The 13,003-nt window shown below is 62.4% G+C and carries 17 protein-coding genes; 4 read left to right on the top strand and 13 right to left on the bottom strand.

Annotated elements, in window-relative coordinates:
• Positions 1-108: 108 nt before the first annotated feature.
• From AC5STB_RS16185 to AC5STB_RS16175, 3 genes are all read left to right on the top strand, one after another.
• Positions 109-369 carry an NIPSNAP family protein gene (locus AC5STB_RS16185; RefSeq protein WP_495443826.1) on the top strand — a complete coding sequence of 87 codons (261 nt, stop codon included), beginning with the start codon at positions 109-111 and terminating at the stop codon, positions 367-369.
• Positions 370-438: 69 nt separating this feature from the next.
• On the top strand, positions 439-777 hold the full coding sequence (locus AC5STB_RS16180) for a DOPA 4,5-dioxygenase family protein (protein WP_495443825.1): 339 nt from the start codon (positions 439-441) through the stop codon (positions 775-777).
• Positions 778-852: 75 nt separating this feature from the next.
• Entirely contained in the window at positions 853-1,155 is a 303-nt protein-coding gene (locus AC5STB_RS16175) for a putative quinol monooxygenase (protein ID WP_495443824.1), read from the top strand.
• Positions 1,156-1,161: 6 nt separating this feature from the next.
• On the opposite strand, the gene AC5STB_RS16170 is transcribed toward AC5STB_RS16175, so the two are convergent.
• The 10 genes from AC5STB_RS16170 to yajC all read right to left on the bottom strand — a co-directional run bounded on the left by AC5STB_RS16170 (position 1,162) and on the right by yajC (position 8,052).
• Positions 1,162-1,701, bottom strand: coding sequence for a DsbE family thiol:disulfide interchange protein (locus AC5STB_RS16170; protein ID WP_495443823.1), 540 nt, complete (start codon positions 1,699-1,701; stop codon positions 1,162-1,164).
• Positions 1,694-1,849: a heme exporter protein CcmD gene (gene ccmD / locus AC5STB_RS16165; RefSeq protein ID WP_495443822.1), complete on the bottom strand. Its 156-nt coding sequence runs from the start codon at positions 1,847-1,849 to the stop codon at positions 1,694-1,696. The genes AC5STB_RS16170 and ccmD overlap by 8 nt, the downstream gene beginning before the upstream one ends.
• Entirely contained in the window at positions 1,849-2,580 is a 732-nt protein-coding gene (locus tag AC5STB_RS16160; RefSeq protein ID WP_495443821.1) for a heme ABC transporter permease, read from the bottom strand. The genes ccmD and AC5STB_RS16160 overlap by 1 nt, the downstream gene beginning before the upstream one ends.
• Before the next feature lie 56 nt (positions 2,581-2,636).
• A complete protein-coding gene (ccmB, locus tag AC5STB_RS16155) occupies positions 2,637-3,293 on the bottom strand; it encodes a heme exporter protein CcmB (RefSeq protein WP_495443820.1) in 657 nt (218 codons plus the stop codon).
• On the bottom strand, positions 3,290-3,904 hold the full coding sequence (gene ccmA, locus AC5STB_RS16150) for a heme ABC exporter ATP-binding protein CcmA (protein WP_495443819.1): 615 nt from the start codon (positions 3,902-3,904) through the stop codon (positions 3,290-3,292). The genes ccmB and ccmA overlap by 4 nt, the downstream gene beginning before the upstream one ends.
• A gap of 88 nt (positions 3,905-3,992) precedes the next feature.
• Positions 3,993-4,346, bottom strand: a complete 354-nt coding sequence (locus tag AC5STB_RS16145; protein WP_495443818.1) for an Mth938-like domain-containing protein — start codon at positions 4,344-4,346, stop codon at positions 3,993-3,995.
• Between the two features lie 11 nt (positions 4,347-4,357).
• A complete protein-coding gene (locus AC5STB_RS16140; protein WP_495443817.1) occupies positions 4,358-5,110 on the bottom strand; it encodes a TSUP family transporter in 753 nt (250 codons plus the stop codon).
• Entirely contained in the window at positions 5,103-6,071 is a 969-nt protein-coding gene (secF, locus tag AC5STB_RS16135) for a protein translocase subunit SecF (RefSeq protein WP_495443816.1), read from the bottom strand. The genes AC5STB_RS16140 and secF overlap by 8 nt, the downstream gene beginning before the upstream one ends.
• A gap of 1 nt (position 6,072) precedes the next feature.
• On the bottom strand, positions 6,073-7,734 hold the full coding sequence (secD, locus tag AC5STB_RS16130) for a protein translocase subunit SecD (protein ID WP_495443815.1): 1,662 nt from the start codon (positions 7,732-7,734) through the stop codon (positions 6,073-6,075).
• Positions 7,735-7,767: 33 nt separating this feature from the next.
• A complete protein-coding gene (gene yajC, locus AC5STB_RS16125) occupies positions 7,768-8,052 on the bottom strand; it encodes a preprotein translocase subunit YajC (RefSeq protein ID WP_495443814.1) in 285 nt (94 codons plus the stop codon).
• Positions 8,053-8,323: 271 nt separating this feature from the next.
• Between yajC and serS the strand changes: the two genes are divergently transcribed.
• Positions 8,324-9,616, top strand: a complete 1,293-nt coding sequence (gene serS / locus AC5STB_RS16120) for a serine--tRNA ligase (protein WP_495443813.1) — start codon at positions 8,324-8,326, stop codon at positions 9,614-9,616.
• 75 nt (positions 9,617-9,691) lie between these two features.
• Here the strand turns inward: serS and AC5STB_RS16115 are convergent, their stop codons facing one another.
• From AC5STB_RS16115 to der, 3 genes are all read right to left on the bottom strand, one after another.
• Positions 9,692-10,159 carry a helix-hairpin-helix domain-containing protein gene (locus AC5STB_RS16115; RefSeq protein ID WP_495443812.1) on the bottom strand — a complete coding sequence of 156 codons (468 nt, stop codon included), beginning with the start codon at positions 10,157-10,159 and terminating at the stop codon, positions 9,692-9,694.
• Between the two features lie 65 nt (positions 10,160-10,224).
• The gene (locus tag AC5STB_RS16110; RefSeq protein WP_495443811.1) at positions 10,225-11,178 is read right to left on the bottom strand and encodes a fatty acid desaturase; all 954 of its coding nucleotides are present in this window, start codon (positions 11,176-11,178) and stop codon (positions 10,225-10,227) included.
• 317 nt (positions 11,179-11,495) lie between these two features.
• A complete protein-coding gene (der, locus tag AC5STB_RS16105; protein ID WP_495443810.1) occupies positions 11,496-12,959 on the bottom strand; it encodes a ribosome biogenesis GTPase Der in 1,464 nt (487 codons plus the stop codon).
• Positions 12,960-13,003: the final 44 nt, after the last annotated feature.

Below are 13,003 nucleotides of genomic sequence, written 5' to 3'. Positions count from 1 at the left end.
GGACCAGTCCGCTTGTGCAAATGTTGTTTCTGGATACACCTTTGAAAACACTGCGCAAACCATTGAAAGGCTTGATGCCAAAACATGAAAGAGGCCGTTTTAGCAGTCGTGTACCCTGATATAGAAACATTCGACGCACATGCCGAAGCTGTCCTGGCGATGGTGCCGGACACACGGGCCTTTCCAGGCTGTATCGAGGTCTATGCGGGCATCAACCGGGACCATTTCGAAATCGCAATCTTTCACCTTTGGGAATCGCCTGAACACCTCAACAGGTACCTCGACTGGCGGGCAGAACGCGGAGATCTGGATGCCCGCAGTGCCACTATGCGCCGGGAACAGGACTTCCGAACCTATTCAGTGCCTTGACCCGGCCGCACAGGGCCTGTTCGCAGTGACTGTATTGAAGACATGGCAGCACCGGGAGACACTGGCGGCATGAAACACACAGACACAATCACCGGATACCACGCCCACATCTACTTCGACGCCGCAACGATGGCGCAGGCCCGAGACCTCTGCCGTCAGGCAGCGGAGCAGTTTTCTGTAGAGATGGGCCGGTTCCATGAAAAGACCGTCGGACCGCATCCCATGTGGTCTTGCCAGCTGGCAGCCACACCTGACCAGTTCGCGCAGCTGCTTCCCTGGCTGTCGCTGAACCGGAACGGGCTGATTGTCTTTGCCCACCCGGAAACCGGCGACGCGCTGGCCGATCACCGCGATCACGGGATCTGGCTGGGAACGGGGCTGGAGCTGGATCTCAGCATTTTCAGCTGAACCGTTGCGCAAATTTACCAGAAATTTCCGGGTTGCTTATAAGCTTGTTGCACCTTTACCTGCCTGGAGCCTGCCGTGACCGAAATTGTGATTTTTCAGGTACAGGCCATTCCGGGCAGGTTTGCTGAACTTTCCGTGCTCATCAAGAAAATGGTGGCGGAAGCCCGGGACAGGCCAGGCTGCCTGCAGGCTGAGGTACTGCTTGCCCCGGACCGGAACGAAATCGCCGTGCTGCAACGCTGGAAAGACCCGGAAGCCTGCAGCGACTACCTGATTTGGCGTTCAAGACGGGAAGAGATTGAACACCTGTTTTCCCTGATAGTTGCGGAACCCGACTTCAGAAGCTTTACGGACTGCTCGCAGGACGAACAGGCCTGACTCTTCCTACTGCTCTGCTGCCTTCTCCATCGCCGGGCGCAGGGTTTTCTCAATCACCCGTTGGGTGATGGGGCCGGCAAAACGAAGGATGATTTTGCCATTGCCATCTACAACATAGGTTTCCGGCACGCCATAGAGACCCCAGTCAATTGCCATCCGGCCTTTCTCATCCCGGCCGATCGCAGTGTAGGGATCGCCCAGCTCATTCAGGAACGATTCAGCATTGGCCAGCTGGTCCTTGTAGTTGACGCCGTAGACCGGGATGCCCTCTTTGGACAGCGCCTCTAGGTTCGGATGCTCCGCGCGGCAAGGTGCGCACCAGCTGGCCCAGTAGTTCACCAGCTTCACATTTCCGTCGCGCAAGGTCTCATCGGTGAACATTTCCTTGCCCGGAAATTCGTCCAGCACCACCGGCGGCGCGGGCTGGCCTTCGCGGGCGGATGGCAGGCTGTTCGGGTCCTCGCGGAACATGCCGACCAGCGCCAGGCCGACAAAACCTGCAAACACAACGCCGGGAACCGCCATCAGCGGAGAAATCTTAGCCATTGCGCTTCATCCGGGTTTCCAGGGTTTCCATCTCCCGGCGCACCTTGCGGCCGCGCAGGATCGTCAGCACCACCAGTCCCGCCAGCAGAACCAGCGAGGCGCCATAGGCCGACAGCACCGTATCGGCGTATTTTCCAAGATCGGGCATCACGCCTCCAGCCGTTCGCGCGCCATCAAAGCCTTGATGCGGCGGGCGCGGATTTCAGTTCCGGTGCGGTAGAGCACCAAGGCAAGGAACAAGAGCACAAACCCTGCCATGCAGACGTAGAGCGGCGAGGAGAAAGCATCGTGCACGTTCTCCTTTTCATCGAGCGACAGCGACGCACCTTGATGCAGCCCCTGGTTCCAGAAATTCACCGCATAGCGGCTGAGCACGGCAAAGACCGAGCCCACCAGGCAGAGGATCGAGGTCAGGTCAGCAGCGGTATCCGGGTTGTCGATTGCCTCCCACAGGGCGATGTAGCCGAGGTAGAACAGGAACAGCACCAGGAAGGACGTCAGACGCGGGTCCCAGGCCCACCAGGTGCCCCACATCGGCTGCCCCCAGATCGCGCCGGTGATCAGCGCAATCACGGTCATCACCACTCCCACCGGCGCGGCGGCGCGGGCGGCCAGCGCGCTGACGTGGTGGCGGCGGATCACCCAGACCAGCGAGGTGACCAGCATCATGAACCACGCGTTGATCGCCATCAGCGCCGACGGCACATGCAGAAAGATGATCTTGACGGTGGAGCCCTGCCGGTAATCGTCCGGCGTGAAGAAGAAGCCCCAGACAAGACCAACGGTGATCAGCACCGCAGAGCTGACCCACAAGGCCGGCATCACCTTTTCGGTGGTGGCCAGAAACTTCTTCGGGTTGGCGTATTCCCAGATCGACATGTTGGCTATTTAGCTCTTGTTCTCGGGTTTCTCAATTCACGGGTCCGGCAAATGTCCTAGCGCAAATTGACGCGCAGGACAGCGGCGCTGGCAAAAGGCAGCAAGGCGATGGAGGCGGCAGAGATCCCTGCCAGCAGCAGCAGCGGCGTCTGCACGGCCATGTCCTCAGCACCGCGGCGGGCGACTTCGGAGCCGAAGATCAGCGTCGGGACGTACAGCGGCATCACCAGCAGCGACATCAAAAGGCCGCCGCGTTTCAGCCCCACGGTCAGCGCAGCACCAAAGGTGCCGATGACAGAGAGCGCAGGTGTGCCCAGCAGCAGAGAGACCACCAGCCACTGAAAGCCCGGCACCGGCAGGCTCAGCAGTACGCCCAGCACCGGCGCTGCCAGCACCAGCGGCAGGCCGGTGGTGATCCAATGCGCCAGAGCCTTGATCGTGACGGTGCTTTCCAGCGGCAGCGGCGCGGTGGCAAGAAGGTCGAGCGAGCCGTCCTCCCAATCCAGCGCCAGCAGCCGGTCGAGCGACAACAGGCACGCCAGCAACGCCCCCAGCCACAGCACGCCCGGAGCGATGCGGGCCAGCAGCTCGGACTGCGGGCCGACGGAGAATGGCACCATCACGGTCACGATCAGAAAGAACGCAAGGCCGAGGCCAAATCCGCCGCCAGCCCGAAAAGCGAGCTTCAGATCCCGCAGGAGAAGCGCAATCACAGGAAGCCTCCGTCAAAATCGTCGATCTCGGGCGGCTTGGCCTTGTAGGGGCCGACATCCAGCACCTCTGCCTCCAGCCCCAGGTCGATATGGGTGGCAATCAGCGCGGACCCGCCCTGCCCCAGATGCGCCCGCACGGCATCCGCGAACATGGCGACGGAGGTGATATCGAGGCTCACCGTCGGTTCATCCATGATCCAGATCGGGCGGCCGGTCACCAGCATCCGGCTGAGGCCCAGGCGGCGTTTCTGTCCCGCCGACAGCGCGCCTGCCTGCCGGTCGCGCAAGCTTTGCAGATCAAACCCGTCCAGCGCCTGTTCAATGCCATTGCGCCCGAAAACGCTGGCCCAGAATGTCAGGTTCTCCGCCACGGTCAGCGTTGGCTTCAGACCGTCGGAATGGGCGGCATAGGCAATCTGGTCCTCAGCACCCTTAACCCGTCCCTTCAGCGGCGGCTGCAGGCCTGCGACGGTGCGCAACAGCGTGGTCTTGCCGATGCCATTGGGGCCGCGCAGGATCAGCGCCTTGCCGGGCTGCAGCGCAAAGCTCAGCCCCTCCAGCACCGGGATGCCGCCGCGGGCCACGCCCAGATCCGTCACAGTCAATGTCATGAAGGTCGCTTATCCCAATGTGTCGGCGCATGAAAAGACTATTGAGCGCCGGCCCGCTTTGCGGCAGGTCAAATGAATCTTCAGAAAATCAGACCGGCAGCGCCGCCAGGGCGATGCGGCGGCCCTCAGACAAGAGCACATTATAGGTGCGGCAAGCTGCGGGGGAGTTCATTGCCTCGACGCCCAACCCGGCCTCCTCCAGCGCCTTGCGAAGATCCGCCGGAATATGGGCGATCTCAGCCCCGGTGCCGATGAACAGCACGTCGATCTGCCCGGTCAGTGCCAGCAGCGGGGCGGCGTCATCCAGCCCGGCCCAGGCCGCCGTGCCGGCAGCTGAAGTCAGCACTGCGCCCTGGTGCACCTGCCCGCCGATGCGGAAGAACCCCTCGCCGTAGCCGTCCACTGGCTGCGCGTCGGAAAAGCTCACTTCATTCAGCCGCATGGGTGGTCCTTTCAGTCAAATACCGGGAGGCTGGATAGCACGGCCAGCGCGATCACGGAATAGGAGGCAAAGCGGTAGATCTTCTCCAGCTTGGGGTCAAACAGCGCCTTACCGGTGAGCGTGGTGATCACATAGGGGATGCCCAGAAGGCAGGCCAGGATCACGGCCTTGAGACTGGCCATACCGCCAAAGATCAGGTTGGCAGCGATCACCACGTCCAGCGCCGCCAGGAACACGATAGTGTTGGCCCGGACCCGTGCCACGTCGCGCACATTGGCCAGGTAGAAGACGATGATCACCGGCCCGGTAAGGCCGGTCATGCCGCCAACCACACCAGCTGCACCGCCGATGGCGAATCGCCCCGGCCAGCCCAGCCGCCCCTGCCAGCGCCAGCCGGAAACCACCGCGGCCAATGTCACGCCGATCACCCCGGCCGCGACCCAACGCAGGGTCAGCGGATCCATCTGCGCCATCAGCCACAGCCCGGCCGGAACCGTAACCGCGGCGGCCATGGACAACGCCCCGACCTCTGCCCTGTCCGCCTTGCTCCAGGCCTGCGGGAACAGGGTAATGGTGGAAAACACCCCCATCAGCACCATCAGGAACACCACATCCGCCGACGGCAGGAACTGCGCGCCGACGGGCACAAAGATCATCGCGGTGCCAAAACCAGTGAAGCCGCGGACAAGACCCGCGGCTCCAATGGTCAGGAGAAGCCAGAACAGCCCTGGCGTTTGCAGGGCTGCCTGAAACGCCTCAAGCATCAATGTTCGAGAACTGATTGCCGGTGGTGTTTGCCTGCTTCGACCAGTCGCGCTTTACTCCCAGTTTCAGCAGGATGGTAGAGGCGACAAACACAGACGAATACGTACCGACCACAACACCCCAAATCATCGCAAACACGAACCCGCGGATTACGTCGCCGCCCAGCACATAAAGCGAGATCAGCGCCAGCAGCGTAGTAACAGAGGTCATCACGGTCCGGCTCAGCGTCTCGTTGATTGAGATGTTCAGGACTTCCGCCAGATCCTTCTGCTTGTAGCGGCGCAGGTTCTCGCGCACCCGGTCAAAGACCACCACCGTGTCGTTCAGCGAGTAGCCGACGATGGTCAGCAGGGCCGCAATGATCGCCAGGTCGAACTTGATCTGCAGTTCCGAGAACACGCCAATGGTCAGCACCACGTCATGCACCAGCGCCGCCACCGCGCCGAGGGCGAACTGCCATTCGAACCGCAGCCAGATGTAGACCAGCACCGCCGCGATGGCGAGCACAACGGCAATCACCGCGGTCTGGATCAGCTCGCCCGAGACCTTGGGGCCAACGGATTCGACCGAGACGAATTTGATGCCCGGTGCCACCGCGTCCAACGAGGCCTTCAGCATCTCGATCATCTCGCCGGAGATCGCCTCCCCGTCCTCTTGCGCCTGGATGCGGATCATGGCGACATGCTGGTCTTCATCGAAGGCCGGATCGAACACCTCAGTGATCGACACATCGCCCAGCCCGTGCACTGCCAGCGCGTCGCGGTAGGCGCCCACATCCACAGTCTGGGTGGCCTCGGTGCGGATGGTGGTGCCGCCGCGGAAGTCGATGCCGAAGTTCAGCCCCTGTAACAGGAAGGAGGCAAAGCCCACCACCATCATCAGGGCGGAAATACCCAGCCACAGCTTGGCGCGTTTGAAGAAATCGAATGAGGTTTCCTGGGGAACAAGTCTCAGCCGCATATCACACCTCAATCGTTTTCGGACGACGCCGTTCAAACCACATGACAATCATCAGGCGGGTGACAAAGATCGCGGTGAATACCGAGGTCATGATGCCCAGCCCCAGGGTGATCGCAAAGCCGCGCACCGGGCCGGAGCCCATGGCGAACAGGATCACCGCAGTGATGAAGGTGGTGATGTTGGCGTCGAGAATGGCGCTCAGCGCCTTGGAGTAACCTTCGTCAATGGCTTTGGCCGGACCGCGGCCCGCCTTCAGCTCTTCGCGGATGCGTTCGAAGATCAGCACGTTGGCGTCCACCGCCATACCGACCGTCAGCACGATGCCGGCGACGCCCGGCAGGGTCAGCGTCCCGCCAATGAGGCTGAGCATGCCGAAGATCAGCGCGATGTTCAGGATCAGCGCTACGTTGGCAAAGAGACCAAACAGGCCATAGCTGAGCCCCATGAACACCAGCACAGCGACAAAGGCCACGATGGTCGCGATCTTACCCGCGTCGATGCTGTCCTGCCCCAGTTCGGGGCCGATGGTGCGCTCCTCCAGGAACTCCAGCCCCGCAGGCAGCGCGCCTGCGCGCAGCAGCACGGCGAGGTTGGTGCTTTCCTCAATGGAGAAGTTACCGGTGATGATGCCGGATCCGCCCGGGATATGCGATTGGATGACCGGAGCGGAAACCACCTCATCATCCAGCACAATCGCGAAGGGGGAGCCGATGTTCTCGGCGGTGTAATCGCCGAACCGGCGCGCGCCTGAGGTGTTGAAGCGGAACGTCACCGCAGGCCGGCCGTTCTGATCAAACGACGGCTGCGCATCCACCAGGTCCTCGCCGGTCACAACCGCGGCGGCTTCGATGGTATAGAAGGTGCCCTCTTCGTCCAATGACGGGACAACCTTGTTGCCCATGCCCGGCGCTGCATCTGCATCGCTGCCGCGGCCCACAACCGGATTGAAGGTCAGCTGCGCAGTGGTGCCGATGATCGCCTTCAGCTCCGAGGCGGAACCGATGCCCGGCACCTGGATCAGAATGCGGTCAGCACCCTGGCGCTGGATGGTTGGCTCGCGGGTGCCGACCTCGTCGATGCGGCGGCGCACGATTTCCAGCGACTGGCGCACGGTGCGGTCGTCGGAGGCAAGCTTCTCCGCCTCGCTCAGCTGCACCACCAGGATGTCGCCTTCGGCGGAGACCTCGATGTCGGTGGCGCCGGCGCCGGTCAGGCTGGTCACCGGATTTGCCAGGCCGCGCACCACTTCCAGCGCGCGGGACATGCCGTCCGGTTTGGAAATTTTCAGGCGAATCTGGTCCACGGGGCCCGGCTGGCGGCGGAAGGTGCCGACAGCGGAGCGCTCCGGCCGCAGCGCATCGCGCACTTCCGGCCACAGCGCGTCCATCCGCGCCTCATAGACGTCGTCAACCTGCACCTCAGCCAAGAGATGCGCGCCGCCGCGCAGGTCCAGGCCCAGGTTCACCAGGCCCGACGGCAGATAGGATGGCCACTGGCCAGACGTTTCCAGCCGTTCCGGCGTCTCGCCTTTGGCGGCGATAGCCGCCGCCGCGTCGTTGGACTGTTCGACGCGGGTGTAAAATCCGTTTGGCAGGGCAAGCATAAGGCCGGCCGCACAGACCAGCCAGATCAGCACCCTCTTCCAGAGATCGATTTGCAGCATTGCCCTGCCTTTTCAGATAGTTGCGGAGGGTGCTTAGGCTGCCGGCTCGGTCTTGTTCAGAACCTGGGCAATGGTCGCCTTGACCACGCGCACCTTGACGCCGTCAGCGATCTCGACCTCGACCTCGCCGTCTTCCTTGACCTTGGCCACCTTGCCGATCACGCCGCCCTGGGTCACCACCTGGTCACCGCGGCGCAGGCCGTCCACCATCGCCTGATGCTGTTTCATCTTCTTCTGCTGCGGGCGGATCAGCAAAAAGTACATGATCGCGAAGATCAGGATAAGCGGGAGAAATTGGCCGATTGCGCCAGCGTCCATGGGATATTCCTTCTGTCAAAGCGGCGCAGACGTTAGCGCCGGAAATTTGCAGCGGAACCTATGCGCTGGCAGGATGGGTTGCAAGGCTCACAAGATGCAAAAGCGCCTGTCTGAAAGGCCGTTGCAGGTTTGCCCGCGCCAGCCAGCGGCACGGGGCATTCCTGCCCCGCGCGCCACACAGTGGCGCAGGCCCCTCTTCCCCTTTCTTCACCCTTGCGTCATAGGATGGGCCTACTGATTCAAATATCATTCAACGCTAGGAGAGACTCTCATGCATGACATCCGCGCTATCCGCGAAAACCCTGCCGCATTCGACGCCGCTGTGGCGCGGCGCGGGGATGCGGGCGTGTCATCCGAGATCCTGGCGCTGGACGAAGCGCGCCGTGCCAAGATCCTGGCGGCAGAGACCGCGCAAGCCGAGCAGAACAAGGCCTCCAAGGAGGTTGGCGCAGCCAAGGGCCGCGGTGACGAGGCCGAGTTTGAACGCCTGCGCGCGCTGGTGGCCGAGAAGAAAGCCGAAGTCGCCGCCATGAACACCGAGGCAAAGGCGCTGGACCAGCAGCTCAATGACAGGCTGATGGGCATTCCGAACCTGCCGTTCGACGATGTGCCGGACGGGGCGGACGAGGACGATAACGTCGAAATCCGCCGCTGGGGTGAGCCGAAGGCGCTGGAGTTCGAGGCCAAGGAGCACTTTGAGATCGAAGGCGTGAAGTCGGGCATGGATTTCGAGGTTGCGGCCAAGCTCTCGGGCAGCCGTTTTGTGGTGCTGTCCGGCGCGGTGGCCCGCATCCACCGGGCGCTGGCCCAGTTCATGATCAACACCCATGTGGACGAAAACGCCCTGACCGAGACCTGGACTCCGGTACTGGTGCGCGAAGAGATGATGTACGGCACCGGCCAGCTGCCCAAGTTCGGCGAGGACAGCTACAAGACCACCAACGGCTGGTGGCTGGTCCCGACCGCCGAAGTGACGCTGACCAACATCGTCAACGGCCTGACGGTCGAGGAAGGCTACCTGCCGCGCCGTTACGTCGCCCACACCCAATGCTTCCGCTCTGAGGCCGGTTCGGCCGGCAAGGACACCTCCGGCATGCTGCGCCAGCACCAGTTCGAGAAAGTCGAGATGGTCTCGGTCACCCATCCGGACAAGAGCGTTGAGGAGCATGAGCGCATGACCCGCTGCGCCGAGGACATCCTTGAGCGGCTGGGCTTGCCCTACCGCACCATTGTCCTGTGCACCGGCGACATGGGCTTTGGCGCCCGCAAGACCCACGATATCGAAGTCTGGGTGCCGGGCCAGAACACCTACCGCGAGATCTCCTCGGTCTCGGTCTGCGGTGATTTCCAGGCCCGCCGGATGAACGCGCGCTTCAAGCCTGAGGGTGGCGGCAAGCCGCAGTTCGTGCATACGCTGAACGGATCCGGCCTGGCCGTCGGGCGCTGCCTGATCGCGGTGCTGGAAAACGGCCAGCAGGCGGATGGCTCGGTCAAGCTGCCGGAGGCGCTGGCACCCTACCTGGGCGGCAAGCTGACCCTCACGGCAGAAGGCAAGCTTGTCTGACCCGGACCGCACTCTGAAAACAGAAACCGGCGCCTGCAAGGACGCCGGTTTTCTTTTAACAGCAGCAGCTTAAAACTACTTCTTCGCTTTCTTCTTTTTCTTGTCAGCGCCATTGCCTTCCAAGATCGCCTTGGCCTTGGCCTTTTCTTTCTCGATGGCCTTCTTCGCCTTGGCCTTGACCTTCTTGGCCTTCTTCTTGGCCTTCACCTTGGCTTCGGCAAATTCTTCCATCAGCTGCGCAGCCTGACGCTTGGCCTTCTTCGCCTTGGCCTGCGCCTTGGCGGCCTTCTCTTCAGCGGCCTGAAGAGCGGCTTCCGCAATTGCCAGACGGGCACTCAGATCATCGCCATCCGTCTCTGCGCTGCCATTATGAGCCCGGGCGGCCTCCAGCAGCAGACTAGCCCGGCTGGAGCCTATCCCCGGAATGCTCCGCAGTTGCTGCTCCTCCATTCCGGCCAGCGCCTCGACGGATTTAATTCCATTTCCCTGAAGAATCCGGGCCAATGCAGGCCCCACACCTTTCAACTCCGAAATTGACGTCATTCCGAGATCAGCCTCCCCGCCAGTTTTTTTCTAGCCTCTTGTCAGGCAATCATTGCAGGAAACGCTTATGCGGGAAAGGGCACCAGGCATTTCTTCTCCTCATCCCAAAGCTTTAGCGTCAGTGCTCTGACCGCCTCAGGGAATTTGATCCGCCGCAGCCCCAGTTCCGGCGGCAGGCTGTAGTGGCACTGCCGCAGCCGGTAGGATGGAATGCGCGCGTTGTAATGATGGATGTCATGCAGGGTGATGTTGGCCACCGCCATGTCAAAGAACCAGCCGAAGTCCAGACAGGACGAGCCCTGCAGCGCCGCCGCCTGCGGGCTCAGATCCGGGCGGCGGTCCCAGTAGGTGTCCTCGAAATTATGCTGCAAATAGACCAGAAACACGCCGAGCATGCCGCCCAGGAAGGAGAACACCAGCCAGATCCAAATGCCGGTCATCCCCGCCGCCCAATAGAGCAGTCCCAGCATGACCACGATCACCAGGTTGTGCAGGACCACGCCGGTCATGCCGAACCGCACCGTGTTCTTGGGCCAGCGGTAGCGGATGAAATAGGTGAAGGCTGATCCCAGCGGCACCAGCACAAACGGGTTGCGGTAGAGCCGGTAGCCCAGCCGCTCCCAGAACCCGGCCGCATTCCACTCCCGCACTGTCATGGTGTGGATCTCACCGGTCTCGCGGTGTTCCAGGTTGCCGATATTGGAGTGATGCAGGTTGTGGTTCTGCTTCATCACTTCAAAGGGCGCAAAGGTGAAGGGCGACAGAACGTGGCCCGCGATCTCATTCTGCAGGCGGGTCTCAAACAGCGAGTGATGCCCTGTGTCATGCTGCAGCACATAGAGACGCACCGCGGCAAAGGCGAACACCACCCCTGCCGGCAGCATCACAAACCAGCGGTCCGCGTGGGCGATGGCCAGATAGAGCGACAGAAAGTAAACCATGAACGTCCCAAAATAGCTGAGCGATGCCAGCCGGTTGTCCTTTTGGGTGAACTTGCGCGTGTGTGCCCTCAGATCCATAAGCTCTTCCATAAATGCGCGACGTGACAAGCATGCAAAGAAGGTGCAGCCCGCGCAACTTCTACCTCAGATAATTCCGGGCTGGCCAATGGCAAGACGGCGGCGGCCAGGCACCTCAACCCTAGGGGTATCATCCCGCCTTTCTTGATGGAATAGGCCGGTTGCGGGCAGCGCCGCGCGGCAAAAGCCCGCCGAAAGCACGCAGCGGGGCTGGGCGCGACAGTAAAGCGCCGCCCCTTGGGGCGGCGCCGGGCCCAACGGGCCAAGGTATTCTGTGAATGCCGCGAGGCCGGGCGGGAGCAACCGCCCTTTGCCGCTCAGCCGCCGCGTTTCTTCAGGTGTTTTTCCAGCGCGCCTGCGTTCTTGGCCCGTTTGCCCTTGTAGGGGTTCTTGTCGCCCTGCCCGCGCATATAGAGGCGGATCGGGGTGCCCGGCATGTCGAAATCCTCACGCAGGCCGTTGACCAGATAGCGGGTATAGCTTTCCGGCAGCTTGTCGGGATGCGAACACATCACCACAAACCCCGGCGGGCGGCTCTTGGCCTGGGTCATGTAGCGCAGCTTAATGCGCTTGCCCTGCGGTGCCGGCGGCGGGTGCTGCTCCAGCATGCCAACCAGCCAGCGGTTCAGCGCCGCGGTGGGAACACGCCGGTTCCAGGTGCCGTAGGCGCGCATGATCGCCTCATGCAGCCGGTCCAGCCCCTTGCCGGTCTTGGCCGACACGGTGACCAGCGGTGCACCGCGCAGCTGCGGCAACAGGCGGCCGAAGGCTTCCTTAAGGTCGCGCAGTTTTTCCTGCTTGTTCTCTTCGGCGTCCCATTTATTGACCGCCACCACAACCGCGCGCCCTTCACGCTCGGCCAGGTCGGCAATCCGCAGGTCCTGCTGCTCAAACGGGATGCTAGCGTCCAGCAGAACCACCACGACCTCGGCGAATTTCACTGCGCGCAACCCGTCAGAGACAGAAAGCTTCTCCAGCTTCTCCTGCACCTTGGCCTTCTTGCGCATGCCGGCGGTATCAAATACCCGCATCGGCACGTCGTTCCAGTTGATCTTGAGCGAGATCGCATCGCGGGTGATCCCGGCCTCCGGGCCGGTCAGCAGCCGGTCCTCGCCCAGGATCTTGTTGATCAGAGTGGACTTGCCCGCATTCGGGCGGCCCACCACAGCAACCTGCAGCGGCTTGGCGTCGGTCGGCTCGGGGATGTGCTCTTCTTCATCCTCGCCTATTTCCTCGTCCAGCACCACATCGGTCTCCGGCGCGTGGCTTTCGGCCTCTGCCTCGAACTTCTCCGCCAGCGGCTGCAGGATGCCATAGAGGTCAGGCATCCCCTCGCCATGCTCACCGGACAGGCGCAGCGGCTCGCCCAGCCCCAGGCCGTAGGCCTCCAGCACGCCGGCCTCAGCGGCGTTTCCCTCAGCCTTGTTGGCGGCCAGGATCACATGCGCGGACTTGCGGCGCAGGATGTCGGCAAAGATCTCATCCGTCGGGGTGACGCCGGTCCGGGCGTCGATCATGAACAGGCAGATGTCGGCCATATCCACCGCCCGCTCTGTCAGGCGGCGCATGCGGCCTTCCAGCGAGTTGTCGGTGGCATCTTCCAGGCCCGCGGTGTCAATCACTGTAAAGCGCAGATCGCCCAGCCGCGCCGCGCCCTCGCGCAGGTCGCGTGTCACGCCCGGCTGGTCGTCGACCAGGGCCAGCTTCTTGCCCACAAGGCGGTTGAACAGGGTGGACTTGCCCACATTGGGACGGCCCACGATGGCGAGGGTAAAGGACATCAGACCAGCTTTCTGCGATTCAGACGCGGCTCATAGCGCATCCG

Source organism: Leisingera sp. CC-HEC093, from assembly GCF_059429195.1.
Note: the sequence above shows the minus strand (reverse complement) of the source record. Positions and strands in the feature narration are given on the sequence as shown.